The 25,827-nt window shown below is 39.6% G+C and carries 21 protein-coding genes; 9 read left to right on the top strand and 12 right to left on the bottom strand.

Features of this window, described 5'->3' with window-relative positions; genetic code table 11:
* Positions 1–230 precede the first annotated feature (230 nt).
* The gene (locus tag ABJL82_RS04900) at positions 231–3,272 is read left to right on the top strand and encodes an MXAN_5808 family serine peptidase (RefSeq protein WP_347273601.1); all 3,042 of its coding nucleotides are present in this window, start codon (positions 231–233) and stop codon (positions 3,270–3,272) included.
* Between the two features lie 431 nt (positions 3,273–3,703).
* Here ABJL82_RS04900 and ABJL82_RS04895 read toward each other — a convergent pair whose 3' ends face one another.
* Together ABJL82_RS04895 and ABJL82_RS04890 are read right to left on the bottom strand one after the other, a co-directional pair.
* Positions 3,704–4,171 (bottom strand): SoxR reducing system RseC family protein, encoded by a 468-nt coding sequence (locus ABJL82_RS04895; RefSeq protein WP_347273600.1) that lies wholly within the window; start codon positions 4,169–4,171, stop codon positions 3,704–3,706.
* A gap of 18 nt (positions 4,172–4,189) precedes the next feature.
* Complete coding sequence (locus tag ABJL82_RS04890; RefSeq protein WP_347273599.1) at positions 4,190–4,501, bottom strand: HU family DNA-binding protein; 312 nt, start codon at positions 4,499–4,501, stop codon at positions 4,190–4,192.
* Positions 4,502–4,852: 351 nt separating this feature from the next.
* Between ABJL82_RS04890 and ABJL82_RS04885 the strand changes: the two genes are divergently transcribed.
* Positions 4,853–4,990 (top strand): 50S ribosomal protein L34, encoded by a 138-nt coding sequence (locus tag ABJL82_RS04885; protein ID WP_099324194.1) that lies wholly within the window; start codon positions 4,853–4,855, stop codon positions 4,988–4,990.
* Between the two features lie 68 nt (positions 4,991–5,058).
* Here ABJL82_RS04885 and ABJL82_RS04880 read toward each other — a convergent pair whose 3' ends face one another.
* The 5 genes from ABJL82_RS04880 to ABJL82_RS04860 form a co-directional block, all read right to left on the bottom strand.
* Positions 5,059–5,244 carry a ferredoxin gene (locus tag ABJL82_RS04880; protein ID WP_347273598.1) on the bottom strand — a complete coding sequence of 62 codons (186 nt, stop codon included), beginning with the start codon at positions 5,242–5,244 and terminating at the stop codon, positions 5,059–5,061.
* 430 nt (positions 5,245–5,674) lie between these two features.
* Positions 5,675–6,781, bottom strand: a complete 1,107-nt coding sequence (gene rlmN, locus ABJL82_RS04875) for a 23S rRNA (adenine(2503)-C(2))-methyltransferase RlmN (RefSeq protein ID WP_347273597.1) — start codon at positions 6,779–6,781, stop codon at positions 5,675–5,677.
* Between the two features lie 116 nt (positions 6,782–6,897).
* A complete protein-coding gene (murJ, locus tag ABJL82_RS04870) occupies positions 6,898–8,517 on the bottom strand; it encodes a murein biosynthesis integral membrane protein MurJ (protein WP_347273596.1) in 1,620 nt (539 codons plus the stop codon).
* A 204-nt stretch (positions 8,518–8,721) separates the two neighbouring features.
* The gene (locus ABJL82_RS04865) at positions 8,722–10,236 is read right to left on the bottom strand and encodes an SUMF1/EgtB/PvdO family nonheme iron enzyme (RefSeq protein ID WP_347273595.1); all 1,515 of its coding nucleotides are present in this window, start codon (positions 10,234–10,236) and stop codon (positions 8,722–8,724) included.
* Positions 10,237–10,356: 120 nt separating this feature from the next.
* Complete coding sequence (locus ABJL82_RS04860; protein WP_347273594.1) at positions 10,357–10,917, bottom strand: hypothetical protein; 561 nt, start codon at positions 10,915–10,917, stop codon at positions 10,357–10,359.
* Positions 10,918–11,528: 611 nt separating this feature from the next.
* On the opposite strand from ABJL82_RS04860, the gene ABJL82_RS04855 reads away from it, so the two are divergent.
* The 6 genes from ABJL82_RS04855 (at position 11,529) to ABJL82_RS04830 (ending at position 18,455) form a co-directional block, all read left to right on the top strand.
* Positions 11,529–13,904 (top strand): PAS domain S-box protein, encoded by a 2,376-nt coding sequence (locus ABJL82_RS04855; RefSeq protein WP_099324188.1) that lies wholly within the window; start codon positions 11,529–11,531, stop codon positions 13,902–13,904.
* Entirely contained in the window at positions 13,897–14,523 is a 627-nt protein-coding gene (locus ABJL82_RS04850; protein WP_347273593.1) for a response regulator, read from the top strand. Before ABJL82_RS04855 ends, ABJL82_RS04850 begins: the two co-directional genes overlap by 8 nt.
* 37 nt (positions 14,524–14,560) lie before the next feature.
* Positions 14,561–16,084 (top strand): D-glycero-beta-D-manno-heptose 1-phosphate adenylyltransferase, encoded by a 1,524-nt coding sequence (gene rfaE2, locus ABJL82_RS04845; protein ID WP_347273592.1) that lies wholly within the window; start codon positions 14,561–14,563, stop codon positions 16,082–16,084.
* A gap of 19 nt (positions 16,085–16,103) precedes the next feature.
* Positions 16,104–16,703 carry a D-sedoheptulose 7-phosphate isomerase gene (locus tag ABJL82_RS04840; RefSeq protein WP_347273591.1) on the top strand — a complete coding sequence of 200 codons (600 nt, stop codon included), beginning with the start codon at positions 16,104–16,106 and terminating at the stop codon, positions 16,701–16,703.
* A complete protein-coding gene (locus ABJL82_RS04835; RefSeq protein ID WP_347273590.1) occupies positions 16,700–17,269 on the top strand; it encodes an HAD family hydrolase in 570 nt (189 codons plus the stop codon). Before ABJL82_RS04840 ends, ABJL82_RS04835 begins: the two co-directional genes overlap by 4 nt.
* A gap of 412 nt (positions 17,270–17,681) precedes the next feature.
* Positions 17,682–18,455, top strand: coding sequence for a hypothetical protein (locus tag ABJL82_RS04830; RefSeq protein WP_347273589.1), 774 nt, complete (start codon positions 17,682–17,684; stop codon positions 18,453–18,455).
* 201 nt (positions 18,456–18,656) lie between these two features.
* On the opposite strand, the gene ABJL82_RS04825 is transcribed toward ABJL82_RS04830, so the two are convergent.
* The 4 genes from ABJL82_RS04825 to ABJL82_RS04810 form a co-directional block, all read right to left on the bottom strand.
* Complete coding sequence (locus ABJL82_RS04825; RefSeq protein ID WP_347273588.1) at positions 18,657–20,684, bottom strand: flagellin; 2,028 nt, start codon at positions 20,682–20,684, stop codon at positions 18,657–18,659.
* A 284-nt stretch (positions 20,685–20,968) separates the two neighbouring features.
* Entirely contained in the window at positions 20,969–21,454 is a 486-nt protein-coding gene (locus ABJL82_RS04820) for a paraquat-inducible protein A (RefSeq protein WP_347273587.1), read from the bottom strand.
* A gap of 483 nt (positions 21,455–21,937) precedes the next feature.
* Positions 21,938–22,264, bottom strand: a complete 327-nt coding sequence (locus ABJL82_RS04815) for a hypothetical protein (RefSeq protein ID WP_347273586.1) — start codon at positions 22,262–22,264, stop codon at positions 21,938–21,940.
* 30 nt (positions 22,265–22,294) lie between these two features.
* Entirely contained in the window at positions 22,295–23,722 is a 1,428-nt protein-coding gene (locus tag ABJL82_RS04810) for a choice-of-anchor V domain-containing protein (RefSeq protein ID WP_347273585.1), read from the bottom strand.
* Positions 23,723–24,735: 1,013 nt separating this feature from the next.
* On the opposite strand from ABJL82_RS04810, the gene ABJL82_RS04805 reads away from it, so the two are divergent.
* Complete coding sequence (locus ABJL82_RS04805) at positions 24,736–25,011, top strand: PqqD family protein (protein WP_099324213.1); 276 nt, start codon at positions 24,736–24,738, stop codon at positions 25,009–25,011.
* 182 nt (positions 25,012–25,193) lie between these two features.
* On the opposite strand, the gene ABJL82_RS04800 is transcribed toward ABJL82_RS04805, so the two are convergent.
* Positions 25,194–25,802: a signal peptidase I gene (locus tag ABJL82_RS04800; protein ID WP_347273584.1), complete on the bottom strand. Its 609-nt coding sequence runs from the start codon at positions 25,800–25,802 to the stop codon at positions 25,194–25,196.
* Positions 25,803–25,827 lie beyond the last annotated feature (25 nt).

Here is a 25,827-nt window from a genome sequence, read left to right as displayed (position 1 = left end):
GCACCCACAATGCATTACAATTATGCTATGTATTGGACTTTTGAAAAAAATGAAACCGATACGACATTTATCGTAATTGTTATGCATGATCTCTTGCCGTATTACTCACCTTTTTAATGAGTGAATCATTGCTGTTCAACAGTTTTCGGCATATCTTTATATTTTTGTGTAAGGGTTTAGTTACATTTGTGTAAAGTTACTTTGATTTTTTGATCAAAAAGGAAATATTCATGAGATTAAAGCATCCGTTTAAGTATGTGTTAATAATAATTATTATTTCTATATCTTCCATCTCCGGCCTTTTTATTGTTTTCAATAAAACATTTGGTCTGGAACCCCATTTTGAAAATCTGTCAGTAAAAGAAGATACAGAATATAAATTTCGCCTTCCAGGGATTGTACTTTCCTATATTAACCGCCTGTATGTAGACCCTGACCGTATTGATAATGTTGAAATGATTAAGGGCGCCCTTGATTGGCAGGAAAGAGTCATACCTGAAGTCCTGGTAGACTACTTTGAGGAGAAGAAGATAAAAACCGTTACGGTTGACACGGTTTCAAAGACATTTGATTTGTCAGAAGTTCGCCGGACCAAGGATGTTTTCAAAGTGCTGCAGGATGCCTTGGATTTTATCAATAAGCACCGGGAAGAGAACGTGTCACTTACCGCCAGCGATGTGGAATATACGGCAATAAACGGCATGTTGACGCAGCTTGACCCGCACTCTATTATCTTACCGCCAAAACAATTTACCGAATTTAAGATCGGCACTACCGGCAAGTTCGGAGGGCTTGGTATGGTTGTAGGAATAAGAGATGGCGTTCTGACGGTAATTTCTCCCATTGAAGGAACCCCTGCTGCAGTGGCAGGAATAAAGGCCGGAGATAAAATTGTGGAAATTGATGGAGAATCGACCGTAGATATGGACCTTACCGAATCCGTTGGGAAACTGCGTGGCGACCCGGGTTCAACCGTCACACTTTCCGTTTTAAAACATAAAGCGGTCGAGACAAAACTTTTCACCCTCAAACGGGAAATAATAGTAATTCCTACAGTAGAATCCGCATCTATTGAAGGGGGGTATGGTTATGTAAGAATCAGAAATTTCCAGGATGATACCCCTCAGCGCCTTAATGAGCAGTTAAAACAACTAAACAAAATCAATGATAAAATGAAAGGACTCATTCTCGATTTGCGGAACAATTCGGGTGGTTTGTTAGACCAGGCAATCAAGGTGTCTGACAAATTTCTCGAAAGCGGTGCTATTGTTGTTACCGTTGGACCCGGAGGTCATCCCAGAGAAGTTATCGATGCAAAAAAAACGGAGACTGACGAGGAACTGTATCCCATAGTGGTGCTTGTCGATGCAGGGAGCGCCTCAGGGGCTGAAATTGTTGCCGGCGCCCTAAAGGAAAATAACCGCGCGATAATCGTCGGAGACAGAACATTTGGCAAGGGGTCTGTCCAGCAGCTTATCGAGTTAATGGACGGTTCAGCGCTAAAATTAACCATCGCAAAATATCTTACCCCTCTTTTTACCGACATTCAATCCTTTGGCATTACACCGGACATACAGCTCGTTCCGGTGACCGTTGAAAAGGACAACATCAATCTTTTTCATGGCATCACGGCAATCAGGGAAGAAGATCTGAAAAAACATTTGGACGACCACCACAAAGAGGCATTTCCCTTTGCCACCCTTAAGTATTTCCATGAAATAAAGGAGAAAAAAGAGGACGCCGTTGCCGGGAAAGAGACTGAGGTGGAACCTGCGGAAGACGAAGACCCTTACAAGCTGCCTGATTTTGATAAAGACTTCCATGTTATCTTCGCCAGAAAATTACTGGCAAACGCTTCTACATGGAAAAAAGAGGAAGGTTTTCTGCAAAATTCTCTTTCAGTAATTGACGCAATTTCCGAAGAGGAAGAAAAGAAAATAGCACAGGCGCTTGATAGTTTAAGTATTGACTGGTCTGAAGGGATAAATGAAGGGGCATCCGCAACAAATGTTACTTTTTTAACAAACCCCCTTAATAAACGGGTAAAGGCCGGGGAAAAAATTACGCTTACGGTAACTATTGAAAACACTGGGGATAAACCTCTTTATCAATTGCGCGGAATTTCTTCCAGCAAAAACGGTCTATATGATAAACATGAATTTATTTTTGGTAAAATAGGCAAAGGAAGTAAAAAGTCGCACACCAAAACGATAGAAATACCAAAAAATTCTCTTGATCGGGAAGATGAAATTACCATTAAATTTGAAGAGTTAAATAAAAACAACCCGGCAGATCTTAATTTCACTGTGGCGATAGAGGCATTGCCCCAGCCGCTTTTTGCCTTTTCTTATCAGATTTTAGATCAGGTAACAAATTCTTCAGGCAAAAATAACGGTGATGGAATAATAAACAAAGGCGAAAATATTAATCTCCTTGTCATGGTAAAAAACATGGGAAATGGGATTTCCGAAAAAACGGTTGTTACCCTCAGAAATTTGAGTGACAAAGAAGTGTTTGTAGAAAAAGGCAGGGTTGAAATTGGTCAATTAAATCCGGGAGAAATCAAGGAGGCGGAATTAACTTTTAACGTCAAAGAAACAATTGCTTCTAATGAATTTAATGTGGACATTATTATTTCAGATTCTATCTTCGGCGCTTTTTTAAGTAATACATTAAAATTCTCTGTGGTTGCCGGCGCCCCCCAAAAGCTTACGGCCAGTTCCAAACTTTTGAAGATAAACAAAAACCATATTCCACTGTATGGGGGAATGTCATTTGACTCCCCTGTTTTATCAATGATGAACGAGGGTACAATTCTCAGGTCTGACGTCAGCAACCCTGATTGGTACAGGGCGGAACTTCCTAATAATAGATACGGATGGGTTTCTGCAAAGGACGTAACTGCGGTAAATAATGATGCCGGAAAATCATCCGGCGAACTCGAAATGTTTATACAGCGAATCCCCCCCACCATTTCTATGGATGGCGTGCCAAACATTTTATTTGGCGAGGAAGAATTATCCATTTCTGCACTTGTAAAAGACGATACCCACGTAAAACATGCTTATGTACTGGTAAACAATGATAAAATCTTTTTCAAATCAAACAAACATGTAAGCCCAAGACAAAAATCGTCATTGAAGATTGATGCAAAACATTCGTTAAAAGAAGGTCCAAACGTGATCACTATCGTCGCCCGCGATGATCATGATCTGGTAAGCATAAAGTCATTTGTAGCAACAAAGGGCATAACGGTAGCAAAAGGCATGTAAAGGGTTACTGTGTTTTTTTCCCGATACCATTTGTGTCCGGCAGGAACGCTCGTATAAAGTTTTGGTAAAATTTATGCGTAAAAATAAATGCCTTTTGCGGGGAAGGGGAGACACCGAAACAATCTATTGTTCTAAAAAGACTTACGATTCCTTCACTGTCGTTCGTAACTGATAAGCGTAGTTTGTGTTAGTGCCACCCTGTATAAATTCACATTTTGTGAACATCTTGACTATAAAAGAGACCGGTTGCAAAAGGAACGATGTGGAAGTTCTTTTGCAACCGGTCTCTTTTTGGTTGTTGAGAAAGCATTACCACGTACAAAAACAACATTACTCAAAATAAGAACTAAGTCTTACTAATTAGAGACATACAACAAATAATGCTTCAGTCAAATATGATTCGCTTTAAATTTAAACATAAGGAGTGGAATCTATTTAAAAACAGTGTCATAGCTATTGTGGAGGTTATCGGAAATGATTTTTTGAGGTGTGGTTGTTTTACTTTTCGACATTTTGTCATAAATACCTGCTATAACCAATGAAGACATAAAAAAAATAAATCCACAGACGATAATTCTTATGTCTTTTGAGGTTATACTGAGAATGTTGTAATTTTGACCTACGTAACTACCCACTAGTAAACTAATTAACGGGAAGACAAACACGAGCATTATGCTTTTGTAAGGTGAATGGATTGTTTTTTGCGTAACTACCAATTGCCCTTCCTTTATACCGGGAACTGTTTCAACTTCCAAATATTGCGAACTACTTTTTACCTCTGCACAACCACTGCAACTTTTACAGTTCTCCGCTGTTTGTTTTACTAATTCGATGGTAGTTCTGTTGCCGTTAATACGTTTTATTATACCCGCTTCTTTTACTTGTGTTTGTTTAAACATGGAGAAACTCCGATACCTTTATTGTGCTGGGGGTGGTGTTTGTGGTGAGTTGCCAACTTTTTCCCGCATGAGTTTTCCAACCTTGAACACAACGACATTTTTTGACGGTACAAAAGCAACTTCTCCGGTTCTTGGGTTTCTTGCCTTGCGTGCCGCACGCTGGCGAATTTCAAAGACGCCGAAATCACGCAATTCAATGCGATTACCCAGTGAAAGCTCACCTATAATTTCATCCAAAAACATTTGAATTGTTTTTTTTACCACCATATGCGTGTTGTCTGTTTTCCTGGCAATCTTTTCGCACAGATCCCTTTTTGTCGTTGTTTGCATTGCATATCTCCTTAATTATAACGGTAAGTATATTACTGGCAACCTATAGAAGTATTTAACTGAGCGAATACGTTAAAAATAAAAAAATTATCTCTTTCTCGGGTTTAGGGGATTACTGAAAGGCTGTGACCTAATCTTAACTAACTTCTAGGCATGGCACTTATGACTAGTTTGAACATAGTATCAATTCAAAAGATCAATGTCAATAAGAATTTACGACTATTCTGCAACAAAAATCCCTGGTTAAAAAACCAGATACTCCCTTCTTATTTTTACATAAAATTCCTTGACAATAAAACAGCTAATACGATAATATAGCCCTGTTAATTTTGATTTAAGGAGAGATAGATTATGAAAGTAAGGATTAGGAAAAGTTCGATAAAACGTAAGAGAATGTGTGGTTTTAGAAAAAGAATGCGGACAAAGGGAGGGCGTGCTATTTTAAATAGGAGACGCCGCATAGGGAGAAGGCCGCTACTGAATGTTTGAGCGAACAAAGAAAAGAAAGAGACCCTAAAAATAGAATATATTATTTAGGGTCTCTTTTTGTTTATAAACTAATCGAGGCTGATGGCCTCTACGGGACATTCTTCCGCTGCCTGTCTACAGGCATCTTCATACTCAGAAGGCACTTCAATATCCTTTGCTTCGGCGAGGTCACCGTTCATATAAAAAATTTCAGGACATGTTTGTACGCAAAGTTCACATCCGGTACAAACATCTGCATCTACTTTTGCATGCATAAAAAACCTCCTTGGAAAAACAAAATAATGTGATTAAAAGTATTAAAAATTCCCTCAATAAAGAAATATCAAGTTTCCCCCCACCTCCTTCCTAATGATTCTCTTTTTTGGTAAAAGTTTGCGTCCCCTTTATTTTGCAAGAAAATGATGTTCTTATAATACTTTTTATTTGCAAGAAATATTTTACCTTATCAGTAAATAACTCTGTTGATTAACCCCAATTTTTGCCCCTTTTCTGAAAGATGGTTATTGTAAATCATTAGCATGGGGCGAACGGAGAGTTAGTATCTCTCTTAAATTCATTCTTAATAATTATCATGTTATTAGATAAAATACAACTATCTTTTTTTTTAACTTTGAAGGGGAAAATGTATCTGTTTGATATGTTTTTGCCGCAAAGAAAAACACAATATCCTTATCTTTTACACTTTTATTTATAATTTGCGGGGAGAAACATGGGCGGTGGTGTATGTAATATCTTTTCTTCATGACAAGACTTTTGAATTTGCAGCCTAAGTTGCCCACATGCAGCATTTACGTTAATTCCTTTTCTTTGACGAACCGTGACAACGATGCCATGATTTTTTAGCACGGTGCAGAATGTTTCCACTGTTTTTTGTACCGGGGGGGCAAAATTGCCTTCCTTTATTGGATTTACGGGAAGAATATTAACGTTGCACTGAACTCCTTTTAATATTTGGGCAAGTAATTTGGCATCCTGTTTTGAATCATTAATGCCGTCAATCATGGTATATTCAAAACTAATATCTCTATGGGTAGCATTAAAATATTCCTGCGCAGCACCCAGGATGTTTTTAATCCCTGTTTTACTGTTTGACGGGACGATTTTATTTCTTGTAGTATCATTCGATGCATGAAGAGAAATAGCAAGATTTACCTTGAGCCCTTCCTTTGCCAATCTTCTGATTCCCTCTATCAGACCAACGGTTGAAATAGTGATATTTCTGGCGCCTATCCCCAGACCCCAATCAGCATTCATAATTCTGAGTACCTTGATAACATTATCATAATTGGCCAGTGGCTCTCCGATTCCCATAAAGACAATATTGGTAATGTGTTCATTTGCGGAGAGGTGGTTTTTGATGTGGAGAACTTGTTCGATTATTTCCCCGGTTTTAAGGTTTCTGGTAAGTCCTAATACACCACTTGCACAAAAACTACACCCCATAGCACAACCAACCTGCGTTGAAACGCATGCCGTCCTCCTCTTGCCGTCTCTTAAAAGCACACATTCAATTAAGTTGTTGTCCGGCAAATAGATCAGGAATTTTTCTGTACCGTCTTGTGAGGTGTTTATTGAGTGTATTTTGGTTTGAAAAACAGGGTACGATTTTTCAAGCTTTTCCCGAAACGGCAGGGGAATATCGGACATTTGATTAAAATCCGTTGCGCCTTTTTTATACATCCAGGAAAGAATTTGCTTCCCCCTGTAAGAAGGCTCTCCCAATGAGCGGCAAAGTTCCACCGATTCAGATAAATCTAATTCGGTAATTGAAGTTAACGGTAATTTATTCATACCCAATTTTTGTAATAATTTAGTTTTTTGAAAAAATAAAAACGTTCGTTTCCAGGGTGGAGACTGGGAACGAGATTGAAACTGCATAATCGGTAAATATTATGATAAAAATACTGTTATGCCTTTTTCAATACTCCTTTAATGAGATTCCTGAAATCTTCTGATTTGATTAAGAGAGAAACGGCTGCAAAAGTAGCGCTCGCAGTCAACATTGGAATAAAAAGCCGTATCCCTTTAAAATAGAGCGAGTTGTTTTCCTCTGAATAAGGAAGCATTTTTAGCGTAAAAAAGCATACAGACCCCATCGCAACTGAGGTGATTATCGTTTTTATAAGAGAGACAAAAACTTCTTTTTGTATTTTTATACGTAGTTTTTTTTGTAATATCAGAGTTAATATAATTATTTGTATTATGGCGCTAATGGCTGTGGAAAGGGCCAGACCCCCTTCTTGCAAAGTCCAGATGAGCGAAATATTCAACACCAGGTTTAAGCAGACACACAATGTACCGATTTTGACGGGAGTAACCGTATCCTTGAGAGAATAAAATGCCCTGATCAGTACATGGAGACCACAATATGCCCATATGCCGATAGCATAAAACAAGATGACGCGAGAGGTTCTCAATGCCGATTCGGCGTCAAATTGGTTTCTTTTATAAAGCAGGCTTACAATAGGCTCCCGGAGCATGATAATACCAATCGATGCGGGAATACCAATAAAGAGAATGAATTTTAAAGCCTTATTGAAGGTTAATGAAAAGTTTTCCCAGTCTCCTCTTGCCGCATATGTGGAAAAAAAGGGAAAGACTGCTGTGGCCATGGCAACGCCGAAAACTCCCAAAGGAAACTGGATTAATCTGTCGCTGTAATACAACACGGATGCTGCCCCGACTTTCAGGGGAAACGGTATGTTCATTCCGGCAAAAGCAAAAGAATCCTGCCCTTCACTCGTTGAGGCAAACCCAACGGCAATAATACTGTCAAGTAAAACATTAAGCTGTACGATTGCCAATCCGAAAACGATGGGGGCCATTCGTGCAAAAACCGATTTTAAGCCTGGGTGTGAAAATTGGAATGACGGACGGTAATGAAAACCTTTCTGTTTGAGAAAGGGCAGATGGACATACATCTGGATAATGCCTGAAAAAAGGATGGCAATTGCCACTGTAAAGACCATTTTTTCGGTCATATTCCCCGTATAAAAGGATACAAACGCCCCGCTTATCCAGCATATATTAAGAATCATGGGGGCAAATGCGGGGATGAAAAAATGGCGAACCGTGTTTAATATTGCTCCCATAAAAGCGACAATGCAAATAAAAAAAACATAAGGAAACAAGATTATGAGTAATTTAAAAATTAGCTGCCACTTTTCATGAATGTTGAATAGTTTCGGAACCGCAAAAAAAGAGCCTTCGCCTATGAATACAATCCCCCCTAAGATGATAATGAGTAACGTTATGACAATATTTGCAAATTTCCATGCCTCCCTTTCGCCATGCTTTTCTATATGTTCGGTGAATACCGGTATAAAAGCAGCGCTAAGGGCGCCCTCTCCAAATAAACGCCTAAAGAGATTGGGAATTTTAAAGGCGACGGTAAAGGCGTCCCATACGAGGCCTGTTCCAAAAATACTGGCACATATAATATCCCTTGCAAGCCCCAGTATGCGGCTTAAAAAAGTGCAACTGCTTATGGTTTTTACGGAATAAATTAATTTTTTTATGTCTGACATGGATAATTGATGGAGGTATAAGGGGCGTGTATTTATTTTTGATTAAAACGTGTTGCCGAAAAATCTGTAATAGTTCTTCAGCCCCTAACCCTCACAATAGGAACTCTTTGTATTTCCGCGTCTGGTGAGAGGGGTTGGGAATAAATTCTCATGTATGGGTTAATGGTAGGGACTGAAACTATATTGCAAAAATCTTTTCTGTGGCTATTTTGCCTTGTTTTCTTCGGCTTCAGGAACATAGTTTTTTGCGCAACGAAACCCAATGCTCTTATTCCTGTCTTCAGGCTTGCCAAACATTCTGACAGCACATCTCATTTTATAGGCATAGGGGGCAAAAAGGGAAGCGCCTTTGATAATTCTCACCCCTGTGCTGTAATCAGGGCCTTTTGGATTCATACTTGGACTTTTGTGGTAATATTCGGCATGGTACCAATCATTGCACCATTCTGAGAGGCTGCCAATAACGTCATAGCATCCGTAAATGCTTTTTCCAACTTCATAACTACCTACAATCAGGGATCCACTCGGCCCTACATTTGCCAATGTTGCATCCCAAACATTTCCCCATGGGTATCTGCGCCCGTCGGTTCCTCTTGCGGCTTTCTCCCACTCTGCTTCTGTGGGAAGTCTTTTCCCCGCCCAGGCAGCGTACGCATACGCATCATACCAGTCAACACGAGATACGGGATAACCGGGATAATCATAATAGGGATAGTCCCAGTTTGTATGCACAGTACCTGGCGCATGATTTTTATCTCCTGGCTCTTCCGGATGACATTTGCTGTGGTCTCCTGTTTCTTTTATATATCTTACGAATTCCCAGTATAATGCGTTTGTGACTTCATATTTATCGATATAATATGCATCTAAATATACTTCGTGTATTGGTGATTCCTCGGGAATAAATTCTTCATCACCGGACCCCATAACAAATTTTCCTGCGGGAATTAAAACCATTTCACTCCATTTGTCACGGTTTTCCTCCAGCGCTGCGCTCATTTTTTTGTTTCTTTTTTCTAAAACCAGCGCTTCGCGTTTTTGTTTTTCCTCAGGCAAAAGCCCTTTTTCCAGCTTATATATATAGAGATATATATCCTGACTTATCTTTTGATAATTTTCCTGATTTTTTTTCTCTTCAGGCAGCATTTCTAATAAGTCTCTGCATGTATCCATGTGAAACAATGCCAATTTTTGATTTTCTAATTTCCAGTAAATACCACCAAGGTTAAAGTGTATTCCTATATTATCCGGATGTAAAAATACCGCTTGTTTAAATTCATTTAGGGCCTCGGTATATTTTTCTTCATTTTTAAACCTGTTTCCTTCTTCTATGTGGGTTTGTATCTTTCGTGCTATTTCGGCTGGGGTAAGATTAACAATGTTTCCTTCGGGGTCTTTCTGCTCTGTAATAGGTTGAACAATCAAAGGCATGCCATCCTTTTTGCAAAATCTTTCTCCGGGTGCTGCCTTTTCTTTGCATGTTGGGCATATTAGATCTGCCGCGGTATAGTCGATAAGCTGTTTGCCATCAATACTGCAAAAGCTTACGTCTCCGGGATATATTCTGCTGCATTCAGGACACATCCTGTTTTTAGACGTATTTTCTTCTGTTATTGGCGTATTTTCTAAATTATTCCTATCAGTGCTTTGAGAGAAAAGAATATTACATAAAAATAAGTTGAGGATAACAGAAAACGTCGCCAGATAAAAAGATTTCAAAGAAAAGACCCCCATTCAGAAATGATAGATATTCGTTACAATTGAAATGTTATTTTGAGGTGTATAGAAAACTAATATTTATTTAAAGGCATGCATGATTCTTCAAAATCTGCGGTTAATTTAATCCTCTGTTATCTCAGCCTCGACTTCACCCGGTTTTTTCCGTTTCCAGTTTGACCACTTTCCCCATTCGATATATTTCTTATCGTCAGATAACCAATATTGTGTGCCTTCCCGTTCTCTTACACAAGTCAACCCTTCTGCTTTTCGCACTTGCGTTTGCTTTATCACTTTAAAAAAATGACAATCTACCTGGTGAAAATTTATTTCGGAACTATTTTTAACCTCTTTTAATTCAAGATCATTAAAGGATAATTTATTTCCCGTAATCTTTTTTTCGTCCACGGGAATTTCATAAGTGATAATATCAGTTACTTTAATGGAGACAGCATTTGGTTTTTCGTCCATCCATGGTATTGGAATGGTACCGCTATATGGGGCAAAGGACTGATGGAAGCTGGGCGGTTTTTCCCCTGGCTGTCTGGAGGTATCAATTATACCACCGCCTGAATGTTGTGCCAGAACGCATTTTTCTGTCGCAAAAATAACAAAAACACTTACAAACAGCCCTAACAGGGACATCGTTCGCAATGTAACTAATCTGCCCGGTTTAACCTTCATGATAAAATTCCTTTTGCTGATAAAATCCACAATTAAATTATAATCCGAAAATATTACATAAGAATGCGGGGCTTGTCAATTGTTTTAGAAGCAAGATTGGACAAGCATATCCTTTGTAAACAAAATAAAAGAGAGGAAAGTTCATGGAAAATGGCGCCTTTTCGGCAATATATTTAAATATAGCCAAACAAATACGATTTTAGAAATTTGGCAATAAAATAGCTTTCTAAAAAACAGATTTATTGTAACACTTTAGTTTTTTGAAAAAGTTTGGCGCATAGTGTAGGGCTGACGGATGATAGACATCCTTCGTCTCTAGTCCCTCGTCTCTCGTCTCTCGTCTCTCGTCCTTCGTCTCTCGTCTCTCGTCCTTCGTCTCTCGTCTTTCGTCTCTCGTCTTTCGTCCCTCGTCTTTCGTCCCTCGTCTCTCGTCTCTCGCTCTTACGTTTTTCTAAAACGGAAGTGTTACTATTTGTTTGACTATAATTAATCTCCGGCGCGCGGTGGGATTCTTTATTCTTGACATAGATTTTTTATGATATTAAGATGAGCGACGTTAATAAATTTTTATTATGAAAGTGTTTACAAGATATTAGTCAGTTGCGTTTTCTATGGAAAAAGTCCGAAAAATTCTTATCGTTGTCAACGATAATGATGACGAATATCCGGCAGGTAATTCACTCAAAGAAATGCTCTTAAAATGCGGATATCTTATTTACATGGCATGTCACGGCAAGGATGTTGTTCTCTTAATAAAGAAATATAACATTGATTTGGTTTTGTTCGACCTCTGTCTGTGCGATGAACATGAGTTTTTGTCAGTAAAAAGTACGAAGAATGCCTTGCCGGATACAAATGTTATCGTTATGGTTGATCGGGCAAAGGTTGGTAAGGTAATCAAAGAACTATGCATGGACACGGTTGACTATATTTTGAAACCTTTTGACGCCGATTACCTGAAAAAGACGGTTGAGAATGCGCTTTACAAACAACAGTTGGAATGGAATCTGAAAAAGACGCTATTCGATAAAGAGATTATCAATAATATAAACAAATCGATTGCTACCAGCATTGACATTCGTGAGAGTTTTTCAATGGTATGCAGCGAACTGAAAAAGATTATTCCATTTGTTCGCGCCTGCTTAATTATTTCAAATGAACAAGGTCAATGGTTTCAGGTGTTTGCGCTGGCAAAAAAGTATGATTTTAGTGAAATTAATGCAGGGGAATCATTTCCCATGGGTGGCAGCCTTTTGGAAAAAATTATTCAAACCGGCAAGCCCATCATAGTGAATGATACGAGCACCGGGCATTTCTGGACTGATAAGGTATTGCATAACGAAGGAATACTTTCACGGCTGGGTTTTCCCCTGATACTTAAGGGAAAAGTGCTTGGGGCAATCACATTTGGCGCCAAGGAGCTCAACAGTTTTGACGAACAGTGCTATTTCTATCTTTGGCAGATAGCGCCTCAGCTTGCAATAGTACTTGAAAACACTATTTTATTCAGCCGGATTAAAACCTCGGAAGAACGATACAAGATGTTGTTTAACTATGCGGCAGATTCAATGATGATGGTAGATTTGAATGGAAAGATACTTACGGTGAACAGGCGCGAGGAAGAAATTATCGGATATCAGATGGAAGAGCTTGTAAATAAGTATGTCTTTGATTTCCTGACCATACCATCAAAAAGAACGGTTATCTCACTGCTATCGATGGCAGTCAATAAGAAGGCGCCGACAACTGAAATTGAGGTAATCAGCAAAAATAAGCAGATATTGGTAATGGAACTGGATATTATTGCCGTTAGAGAAAGAAATGATATTATCTATATGTTGGCACATTTTCGGGATATAACCGAAAGGAAGAACCTGGAGCTGGAATTGAAAAGGGAAAAGGAGAAACTGGATGATATTGTAAGTCAAATCGGGGCAGACCTCCTCGTTATCGGCAAAGACAAAAAAATTCGCTGGGCAAACAAACGATTAATCAATAATCATCCCCTCGGCAAAAATATAGTAAATCATACCTGTTTTGATACCTTTTGCAATTTTGAGGAAGACCCTGTTGAGTGCCCTTCGTTTAAAGTATTTAAAACGGCAAAAATTAACCAGACAGAGCGCATGGTTTATAACCATAATAAAAAGAAATTTTGCAATGTGATCAGTTCTCCGATTTTCGATAAGGAGGGAAATGTTGTTCAGGTGCTGGAACTGATTCAGGATATAACGGAAAAAAAACGGGAAGAAGAACGGCAAAAAAAATTACAGCAGCAGTTAATACATTCGGATAGATTGATCTCCATCGGAAGGCTTGCGGCAGGCGTCGCCCACGAAATCAACACTCCCCTTGCAATCATTTCGGGCATGACACAAGGCTTTCTTGAAAGAAAAAAGGGATTTAGCAATGAAACAATAAAAGAATTTAAAACGATGCAAAAGGTGGCTAAAAGGATAGAAAGGATTGTTAATTCCCTGCTGGAATTATCGCATTTTGAAGGAAACGAACAACCAAGGCCTGCCAATATTAATAAAATTATAAAGGACACCGTCGCTCTTATTATAGAACCGTTCACGAAAAAAAATAAGAAAATTATTTTGAAATTATCTTCCCGGCTACCGAAAATTAAAGGATTTGCGGAGCAATTACAACAGGTTATAATGAACCTGCTGATTAATGCGGATGATGCAACGGATTCCGGCGATACCATCTCCATAACAACGGGCATTAAAAATAAAAATACCATTACTATTACTTTTGAGGATACCGGTAAAGGTATTCCGGAAAACCAGCTTTCAAGAGTCTTTGACCCGTTTTTTACGGACAAAGAAGTAGGGAAAGGGACCGGGCTGGGGTTGTCCATTACTTATGGCATTATAAAAAGGCATAATGGCGCTATTCATGTGAAAAGCGACGTGGGAAAAGGCGCAAAATTTGAAATTAATTTACCCACAAACTTTGAAAAGGTGACATACGATGGATAAAGGCGTAAAGGTATTGGTTGTAGATGATGATGTTGACTATAATTTATATTTAACCAAATTTTTAAGCGAAGAGGGTTACACCGCCAAAGGCATTACAATGCCTTCAGAGGCCATAAACGTCCTGGAACAAGACAGATTTAACATCGTCATTTTGGATTTAAAAATGCCGCAAATAAGCGGTACCGAGTTGCTTAAAGAGATAAAATCAAGGTTCCAGAATATTTGTGTTATTATATTGACCGGTTATCCCTCTTTTAAGACGGCAGTTGAAACGATGAAACTCGATGCATTTGATTACTTAAAAAAACCATTTGACTTAAATGATTTGAGAAAGGCTTTACATAATGCACAAAAGACGTACTGTCTTATCAAAAGTTCGAAGGATAAACTGAAGAGCGATATAGGGAAAAAACTTAAGTTTTTGAGGAAAAGTAAAAAGATCACCCAAAAGCAATTAGCAAACCGGACGGGTCTGTCTCCAAGCTTATTATCACAGATTGAAAACGGTCAAATCGCTGCATCTCTTAATACGCTGGATAAATTATCGGCGTCTCTTAATGTTAAGTTGTCCTATTTCCTGGAAGAAAATCCCACGGAAATTATTGCGGATACTTACTAGTATATAACGTATATTTTGCCGGAGTTTTAAATATATTATGGATAAGCTTTTTCATATAGTTTCACATTTGAGATCCCCGAAAATCCTGGTTATCGGGGATTTGATGCTTGATAAGTATGTTTGGGGAGAGGTCCGGCGCATATCACAGGAGGCGCCTATACCAGTAATTAACGTTTCTTCAGAAGATGTACGGCCTGGCGGCGCGGGAAGCGTTATTGCAAACTTAAAAATGCTTGGGGCACAGGCGCTTGCGTGCGGAGTTATTGGAGATGATTCGTATGGCACTATTCTTTTGCAAATACTTAAAAATATGAAATGTGACGTTGACGGGGTCATTGTTGACAGTAGCCGCCCAACAACAATGAAGATGCGTTTAATGGGACATCTGCAAACTGCAGGAAGAGGCATACAACAACTATTACGTGTCGATTATGAAAAAACCCATCACATTTCCAAAGAGAAAGAACAACAATTAAATGGCTACCTGAGCGAAAAGATAAAGGACTGTGATACTGTCCTGATATCGGATATGAACAAGGGTTTGCTTTCCGATTCGCTACTGAAGACCATCATTCACCTTTGCCGGGAACACAAAAAAGTAGTAATTGCAGATCCAAAACTTTCAGGCGATTACTCCTGCTATAGAGGGGTTACAGCCATTACTCCAAACAGGCATGAGACAGAATGTGCTACCGGAATCAAAATTACAGACAATGAGAGTTTGCATAGGGCTGCGGGCAAATTTGTCTCTGACCTGGAATTGGAGTATTGCGTTATCACCATAGACCGGGAAGGCATGTTTCTTTATCATAAAAAAGGCGAAGGAAGGGTATTTCCTACCACTCCAAAAGCGGTGTATGATGTAACCGGCGCCGGCGATATGGTGCTTAGCATGTTTGGCATGGTACTCGGGGAGGGTTATAGTTTTGAGGAAGCCACATTGCTGGCAAACATCGCGGCAGGAATTGAAGTCGGGAAAATTGGAGTTGTTCCGGTAAGTAAAGACGAGATACTTAATGAACTTGCAAGCGAAGGGAATCAGAAATCCGGGAAAATTAAAACCGTTGAAATGCTTGAAAATATTTTAAAAGAACACCGAAGGAGAAATGACAAGGTTGTTTTTACAAACGGTTGTTTTGATATTTTGCATGTTGGCCATATAGAGTATCTTAAGTTTGCAAGAAAACAGGGCGATTTGCTGGTGGTTGGCTTGAACACGGACAGTTCAATAAAAAAACTGAAGGGGCCTGACCGCCCTATTGTTTCTGAAGACGAGCGTGCAAAAATGCTTGCGGCATTAGAAGACGTCTCGTACGTGGTGTTGTTTGATGAGTTAACACCAATGAGCATTATTACGTCCTTAAAACCTGAAATATTAGTAAAAGGCGAAGACTGGAAAGACGCAGGGGTAGTGGGGCAGGAGTTCGTGGAATCCTACGGAGGTAAGGTGGTATTGGCTCCTTTAGTGGAAGGAGTTTCGACCACCAACATTGTCTCCCGAATCATTAAAAAGCATACCCGGGATGAATTGTTACAGGGCGTAATCACTCAGACGCATTAACAGGCAGTTATACCTTACTATGAAAGCACAAGAACTATTTATGAATGATATTGAACACCAATTACAAGAGAGTATCGATACAATAAAAAAACTATTGTCAACCCACGTTGAGATTGTCAGAGACGTTGCCGATGTTATCGTCAGGGCGTTTAAAAATAACAACTTTATGTACCTGATGGGAAATGGCGGGAGCGCAGCAGATGCGCAGCATATAGCGGGAGAAATGATAGGCAGGTTCAAGATGAACAGGCGGCCCCTTCCGGCAGTTGCCATAACAACGGATAGTTCTGTAATGACCGCAATTGCAAATGATTTTGGCTATGACTTTAGTTTCTCCAGGCAGGTCGAGGCGCTGGTAAAGGCGGGAGATGTCGTTCTGGCATTTACTACAAGCGGAAACTCAAAAAATATACTGAATGCGGTTAAAATTGCACGGGACTTAAAAGCAATAACCGTGGGTTTTACCGGAATGGATGGAGGACTCTTAAAAAATGAGGTAGATTTTTGCATAAAAGTACCTTCCACAAACACACCAAGAATACAGGAATGCCACATTACCATCGGGCATATTTTGTGTTCTCTTGTCGAGAAAGAAATTTTTGGACATGTTCCTGAATGAAAAAGAAAAAAGCCGCATTTCTTGATCGGGACGGCACCATAGTTGTTCACACGCCCTATTTAAGTTCACCGGAACAGTTGAAATTATTACCCCACGCGGTTGAAGGCATACGCCTTTTCAAGGATAATGATTATCTGATTATTGTTGTAACAAATCAATCAGGTATTGCCAGGGGATATTTTGACGAACAATCTCTAATACAAATCCATGAAAAACTGAAAAAAATATTAATCAGAGAAAAGGCTGAGGTTGATGCCTTCTATTATTGTCCGCATCATGCGGAAGGCGTAGTCGAACAATACAGCGTGCATTGCGATTGCAGAAAACCACGGCCTAAGATGTTATTTGATGCAGCACAACAGTACAATATCGACCTGTCACAATCAATAATGATTGGTGATTCCCTCGCGGATATTCGTGCTGGCAAAGAAGCTGGTTGTAAATCGGCGCTCATTAGAAATCCAAATCATGAACAGGAAGCCGACCCGGATGCACCCTTTGGGGCGGACTACGTTGTGAAAGATCTTTTAGAGGCCGCCAGGCTTTTTATCGGAAAAAAGGAATAGAAGACAATCTTTTTTTGGTTTTGAGTAAATAGAGGGAAACTTCCCATATTTCAAAAATTAATCTGGGAAGTTTCCCTCTATTCCACTGTATTTTAGCGATCACTGAAATCATTAAAATACACACCACTTCTCACATATCCAATACGTTTTTCCGCTTTTTTAGCGACACTTTCAACTAATAAAATACGTAACTAAGATTTGATCTATACATTCAGTTTTTTTACTGTTGACATTTAACTTTTAATAGTATAGAAGAAATATTTAACAATACTGTATTATTTATGTATTGTAACATATTTATGTATTATTAAAAGATTCACTGAAGATGAATTTGTTTATATACTTTTGCAGTTATTACTAACAATTTGCAACTTCAACAAAAAAATATCTGGAAGGAAGAAGGAGGTAAAAATTGCTTGCTAAAAATTACGCTGCTAAAGAAAAGGCTTTTTTGCAAACGCTCAGAATCGGAATATTCCTTACATTTCTTGCAATTAATTTAAAATTTATCATAGGAGATATCATTAAACCACTTATTCTTTTTAACGTTTTACAATTTGGAGGACATGGCCATCATTTTGAATTCCACACACCCAGCCTGCCGGACATGTGTGGTGATGTTTTAACTATAATCCTTTTTTTAGCCGCATATCTTCTTATGAATTCTGTTACTGTCAGAGACAAAATAGGCGACATTGCTTTTGGCTTTTGCGATGCAAAAGGCTCAAAGAAAGATTCTTTGATGAGAATCAGGGATTATGTTTTATGGGGCAAAAATATTTTTTATATTGCAGCAACCGGTTTTCTTTTCTATTTCTTCTCTAAGTATTTATTGAAACCGTGGTTGGAGGTATTTTTTACTGAAGAAACAGAAGCGGGTACTTTTTTTGTTGCTCTAAACATCGCAAATAACGCCGTCAGGCTATTTGCCGATTTGATCTTGGTATATGCATACTGTAAATATATCGGCGCAAGTAAACATTTTAAGCCAATATTTTATAGTTTTTTCTTTCTGAGAGACCTTTTGTTTACAAATCTACTAGGGTTTATTCACAAAATTGATTTGGAAATGGTTGCGCCTGCTTTAGACGTAATGTTTCCGCTATTACTTATATATGCTATCATGAGCTACATTTCGAAAAAACCTTCGGAAAAACCTTACGGAGTATTTCGTATTACACAATAAACAAAACAATTTATAAAAAGATAATGCTGAGGGAGTATGTCCCTGTAAGACCACTACTTCCGGACGATAGATTTCACGTATCATTTAACCAAACGTTTTTTGACATCTTCGTATCAATAGGGGGACACTTCCCGTATTTCAAAAATTCAAAAATTAATCTAGGAAGTATCCCTTTATTATTATAGGGGGGAGGACTGGTGTTTATTTAAATAAGGACAATACCCACTGATTTGATACATTAGACGGCGCTACCATGCTAGTGGCGGTTTTTTGTAGTATTTGGAGCTTTGTATTAACAAGTTGTTCTTCTGCCATATTTGCATCCTCAATTCGACTCCGTGCGGCTTCCGTGCTTATCCTGCTTACCATCAGGCTATTTTCCTGATAGGTTAACCTGTTGATTGAAACACCTATATAACTTAATGCCTTTGATACATCAGCAATAGCCGTGTCTACTTTATTGATAAAATCACGGGCAACGGATGACGATGATACGCCTGTGGCGCTATATGTACCTGTTGTAATATTGGCTTGGGTAAAAAATCCATTTGTCCCCGTCTCTGCTATTACAAGGTCTTTACCGATGGTTTCTCCTTTTATGGAGAATGTAGAATTTGTGCTGTTATAAGAGATGCTGGCATCTGCGTTGGTATCATTGTTGATGGCATTCAGAAATGCCTGAACTGTGCTATAATTTGACAGGGTAAATGTTGCACCATTTACGGTTACCGTTCCATCAGGGGTATTGGGGAACCCTGCGTTGGTGAAATCTTGTGATAGATCAATTGTAATAATCCCCCCAACCGCAGAAGAACTTGTGGCGCTTGTGCCATATGTACCCGGTGTTATCTTTGCCTCTGTTAGAAATCCGTGCGCACCCGTTTCTGATACGATCAGGTTTGAGCCACTGGTTTTCTGTATAGTAAATGTATCTGTACTCCTATCATAGGAAATATTGGCATTTGTGTCATGGCCAACGTTTGAAGAACTTGTGACGCCCGCCCCGCCATAAGGACCACCGGGCGGTATATTTACCACCGTAAGAAATCCGTTTGTGCCTGTTTGTAACAGAACCGGGCCTGGCGCCCCTCCAACCTTTTTAAATCTGAACGTGTCTGTACCACTATTATAGCTGATTTCCGCATCCGTGACAGTTGCATTGATATCATCCATAAATGCCTGTACGGTGCTATAATCTGACAAGGTAAACGTATCTCCATTGACGGTTAACGTTCCATCAGGAACCGTTTTAAACCCTGCCTTATCGAAACTCTTTGTTAAATCTATGCCATCATTATTAACGTCGTCCATGAATTCCTGAACCGTGTTGTAATTTGACAGGGTAAAGGTCTCTCCGTTTATGGTTACGGTTCCGTCAGGGGTGTTTGTAAAACCGGCGGCAGCAAAACTCCTTGTTACGTTTATTCCACCTATTGAAGCAATACCTGAGGCACTGGCTGTCAAACTTAGTTTTGAGGTACTAAAACCAGTGTTATTGCTACTCAATGCAACGTTTGAATTATTCAGGATATCAAACTTCAGCAAATCATCCGTAGCGTTTGAACCGGCGCCGATTTGCAATTTAAACAAATTATTGCTATCGCCTGTTGTACTATTACCATCGAAAATACTCGTTGAGTTCCATGATGCCTGAGCGGTTTCCAGATCAATCTGCCTGCCAAGCATCAAAAGCTCTGCGTCAATGGCGTTGCGTTCTTCTGTGGCAAGGGAGTCGTCTGCCCCCATAATGGCCTTTGTCTTCATGCGCGTCAATATCTCAAGGACATTGTTCAAGTGGCCTTCGGCAACAGATATCATTTGTTTTGCCGAACCTACATTATTTAAAGCCTGCCCAAGACCTTTCGAGCAAACAATAAGCTTTGTAACAATAGACCAACTTGCTGCATCATCGGCTACGCTGTTGATTCTTTTGCCCGTAGCCAACTTTCGATGGGCAATAGCCATTTTATCATTGATACTGGAAAGGGCATTTAATGCCTTAATATTCGCGCCGACCCTTGTCATGTTGGTAGATAATCCCATACAGGTTCTATACCTATATCCAAATAATATCAACAGACAATAATCAAAATACATACCAAAAACACACGCATGCATAAGTATTTCCACAACCAACGTTGCTATAAGCACATACAACAGCAGAAACTCCTGATAAAAACAAATTTCAGAAGAGATTAAAGTGTATTTCGCCCTATAATTATTTCTCACAGAAGAAAATATTTCTCATATTCCGTATAAGCGCCTGCATGGTCTGAGCCTGGGGATTATTTAGGGACACTTCCCATATTTCATTCACACTCGCCTCTTTTTGCTTGGCCTATCTGCCTTCTTTGGCAAAAGACTGACTGCGATCAAGCGCTCTTTCTCAAGCTTTTTCATAAACCGCTCTGTACCAAGCGGCCTCCCTGCCGAGGTCGCCTTTCTGATAAGCGTATCTACTTCTTTGTCATCTGATACACTTTTACTCTACCATAATCATCTCAAGAGGGAAATTATGAAAATCCCTGTTTGGGAGGGGATTTAAGAGTGGGTAAATAAAAGTCATTTAAGGTTGCCATCTTTTCTATCATCATTGTGGCGGCGATAGAAAGCATGATTGCACAGGTAAAAAAGTAAATACCTATCTGCGCGTTGGCATCTGCGATATCCTTGGTCTTGATCAGGATGACGAGTATTGCAACGATGAAAACATCAAGCATAGACCATTTTCCTAAAATACCTGACCAATAAAGAAAACGTTTTCTCCCTTCCGGTTCTAATGGTACGAACCAAACAAAAAGTAGGCCAATAAGTTTTACACAGGGAAACATGATGGAAAAAAAGAAGATTATTACTGCCAGACCGATATGGTTCGACATCCATAATTCCCACACACCATCCCAAATAGAATACGTATTGGTGAAGAAAATTACTTTTGTCAGCTTGAGTGTTGGAAGGTTCAGCCCTGCAATGAGGAATCCCAATGCTATCACTACCATCACGGGTATATCCCATCGATACGGCTTAATACTATAAATTGACTTTTTTTGCGGCATAATATAAGGGTGTACATTAAACAATTAGTTCGTTTAGTAACTCTTAGACACCCTGTCTGCATTCACTACTATACAGGCAGATGGTTGGTGCGATTATAATGAACGTGTTGATTCGGGGTGGGAGAAATCGCTAATGCCGGGTTTATTAATATGTTTCTACTTGTCTTTAAAGACCTCAAATCCTTTCAGGTAGTCCTCGTACTCTATTGGTGTTTCTATTCAATACATCGATTGCTTCACTTATTGAAATATCAGGTTTTTTGGCTAATCCCTCTAGTGAAAGCTTGCCTTCTTTGTAATATCTTACCATTAAAAATTCTCAACCGTATTCAAGACGCTCTCTCGCTATTGTTGATTTATCCTTATGTTACTGCCTGGAAAGTTCTTCAATCCTCTCCAAATCTTTACCTTTTAATCTCAGGCTTATTACTCCCACCCGCTTCCTCCTTTCAGACGATGAGTAGCGCCCTTAATCATTTTTTTGCTGTATCTGCCATAGACGGATAGTTTCTCAAGTTTTACCAATGCAATGGATTTAGCCAGTTTATTTTGAAAGAGGATATGGCCACATTTTGATTTGCGATTAAACCTATTTTTGAAATCACCGCTCCAGATGTAGCACCTTTTGTTCCTCATAGTCTCGTAAGGGGGACGTTGCAGCGTTCCACTAATATTATCCCCTGTGTAGCAGAAATGCATTGGGTTCACTTCAGGGCTAAAGCCTCTTATTGTGTTAACCCCATGCCGAAGCATGGGGTTAACACCTCGTTATCAAAGATTCTCCTATTTCACAAGCACTACTTTCAACGTTGTTTTTAGATTATTGTACTTAAATTTCACCTTTGAGGTTCCTTTCTTCTTTTTTGCAGTAATGTTAAACGCGGCCTCACCGTAGGTTTCTCCTGCAATTGTCATTGTTTTACGTGGAGATGCGGATACCTTCTTTTTGCCATCTTTGTTTTTCTTCACCGTTGCTTTAACCTTCTCGCCTGATATTGGCAGACAACCTTCGGGGGTTATCAAATACACGGTAACTTCAGCCGTTTGCCCCTTTTTCAGCTCTATCTCTTCGGGAGAAACAACTATCGAGGTAACTTCACACTCCGATGGGATAGAAGTCTCCGTTGGGTTTGGAGTTGGGCTTGAGGCTGGAGGTGTTGGCGTAACAACCGTTGCTGCCGCCAATGTAAAGTCACGGACAGTGGTATCGCCTTCAACTATCGCCACGCCTGAAGCCGGCGCCTGAATATATCCTGCCGCAGAAGCAATAAACGTATAAATTCCATCCGAAATATTCTCTAACTGGTAATACCCTGTTGTATCAGTAGTCGTTTTATAGATACCCGAAATGCTTGATACCGCAGCTCCATTGATACCTTCGCCCGTGTCTTTGTCAGTTACGAATCCGGCAAGTACACCCAATGTTTCACCAGGAAGCGTGGGAGTTGCAACAGTCACCGGTGTTGGTTCCGTTGTTGGCGTAGCAGTTGGAGTAGCAACAATCGCTGTTGGAGTTGGAGTCGGAGTTGAAGTACTGCCACCACCACTACCGCCGCCGCCGCCACCTCCTCCACCTCCACCTCCACCTCCACCACCGCCGGTTGCTGGGGTAGGAGTTGGGGTTGGTGTAGCTGCCGACAATTGGGACATCGTAAATGTGTAGGTATAAACATAGTCTCCTTCAGTTGTTTCATCACCGTTTTCTTGTACTCCTGCCGCATAAAAAGTTACAGGATCATCTATTGTCGTAGAGGGCGCATTCCACAGTACCCGCCATAAGGGCTGACTGCCTCCTAAAATAGTTTGTGATATGTATTGGTCTGATTTAGAAGCCGATTCACCAACAACGGCGGTGAAAGTGCCAATGTAATTATTATTCGCATCTAACGCTGTCATATCAAAGCCGTGATTTGGAAAGGCGTCGGTATCGGAACCTTCAAAGGAGACCGTAATCTCAACGCTTTCCCCCAGAGTATACGTTTCGGGGGCAGATATTGAAAATATGGCGCTTCCTGAATTCAGCTCAGTTCCAGTGTGACATTCAGAACACGCATCACCATCGGCATCAAGAGGGGAACCTGTATGGTCGTTCCACTCCTCCCCCAATGCCATCGTTGACTTGCAGATTTGTCCAAATATAGGACTTACCATAATGCACAACACACAGCATGAAAGGATAAAATACATACACTGCATAAACTTGTTTCGCATGGTTCGCTGCACCTCCTTTAAAAAATTGTAATAACTTCCCGGATAAAAACGGAAAGAGGGTTCTGTTGATTAAGCCTCCCATTACTCCCCTTTATGAAAAAACCGGCCTCTCCGACCTATTGATAATGCTGCATTTTATCTTTAACATTTTGGGAAACCGGAGTAGATCAATAGTGTCATAATATCCTCTTGTAATCGAATCCTTCTAAAACGCCTTTTTTTGCAACGCTCGTAATAAAGCAATCGCTTAGTTCTACTGAAAAATATGTCTACTGATAAACAACTATTGTGCCATTAACGGAATATTGTTTTTAAAATATCACAAGTCTTATTTTCAAAAGCAGTTATTAATAACATTGCCACCTATGTGATAAATGAATCAAAAAAACCTCCCGATATAACAAAACAAACACACGCAATATTTGCGCAAAATAAAACACGAGGTTTTCATTTGCTGTAACAGAGAGATTATCACCTCTTCGAAGCCTGCAAACACAGGTTTTTAGTTTATATAGCCTAACAAATTAGGTTTTCTAAACATAAAAACATTGCATGCGCATTGAACAAGGGATTGCAGTCCCTTGTTTAAATTCAATTTTCGAAACCTATACACTTGTGGCGATACGCAGTATTTGCATGAAGCACGCCAAGGTGCATTTCCGATTTTTTGTAAAAAAGCTTATTATTTATGCAGGATGGGCCACTCGTCAGAAGTCAGAAGTCAGAAGTCCGCGAAAAACTCTGATCTCTGATCTCTGATCTCTGATCTCTGACTTCTGATCTCTGACTTCTATATTCTCTTTTCATCCTACTAAAATGACGGGTTACAAAAAATCGGGAATACTCCCCGCGCCCCGCCAGCGGGGGGACATAGTTTGAATCCGGATCATTGCCCCTCTGCCCCCTCGCTGTTTCCCTTTTTTGGAAGCACTTGAATTAACTATTGTTTTGCATTAAAATAACGCCATTATTTTACTTCTTATAACCGCACCGATTAAAGTGAAGACAGAAAAATGAATTTTTCAAAACCAAAGAAGAAACAGAAAGGTGTGATAATACAGGATATTGGCAAAGAAGTAGTCCTTCGTAATGTTGATGAAAAAACGATTCATGTACTCAATACTACGGCAAGGATTATATGGGAACTTTGCGATGGCGAGCATACCATCGGGGATATGGAACGTCAATTAAGAGAAACGTTTTCCATACCCGACGATACAAACATTTGCAACGATATAGTAAATACGCTGACTGTCCTGGCAGAAAAAGGCATGTTGGAGGAATTATAAAGAAAATACTATTTTGTAATACTTTAGTTTTTTGAAAATATTGAAATCCATAAACATTTAATGTAGTAGCAAGGCACGCCTTGCCGCTACATGTGGCGGTTATAATATCCGCTTGTAATTAAATATGTTACAAAAACACTTGCCCGCAAGCATGCATTTAAAAAACTAAAATTCCTATACTATTAAATAAGGCGTCGATTTATAAAAATGCTCTTATTTTCTGGCGCTTTCCCTCTGCATAAAAAAAGAAATATTACTTTACGGAACAGTAAAAAGAGAAAACGTGTGCCACGATTCACAATTGTTTTATTACAATCCTGTTTATTTCCTGTGAATATGTTTCTTTGAAATCCGCACAACGCGCGAACAACAGGGGTACTCCTTATGATCAACCATCCTGTTGATCTGCCGGCGAAAGTGTCAAGAGAGAGCATCTTTTCCCCTCGTTTAATAGCGGATACTTTGCCTATTATTTCACTATGGCTCACCACCGGATCGGCATGCGGCACATTGTCTCCCTTTGTAATGAAGGAAAAGCCCGTTCCCTTTTCAGAGATAGTTAATACCCTGTGTACAATAAGCTTGTTCTCCGACCTGAAGGCAATAATATCGCCACGCCGTATCTGTGAATAGCCACACTCAACCAGGACATTGTCACCTTCCCTTATGAGCGGATACATACTCCTGCCAACAATGGGGATAGCAAACCTTTCATTGGTTTGATCCCATACATTGACGATAGCATGCAGCACTTCGTCTGAAATATTGTTATGATTTTCTTTTTGCATCATATTGGAACCTTATCAGTAATTTCTT

This window comes from Candidatus Kuenenia sp. (assembly GCF_039794105.1).
In the GTDB taxonomy this organism is placed as follows: Bacteria; Planctomycetota; Brocadiia; order Brocadiales; family Brocadiaceae; genus Kuenenia.
Note: the sequence above shows the minus strand (reverse complement) of the source record. Positions and strands in the feature narration are given on the sequence as shown.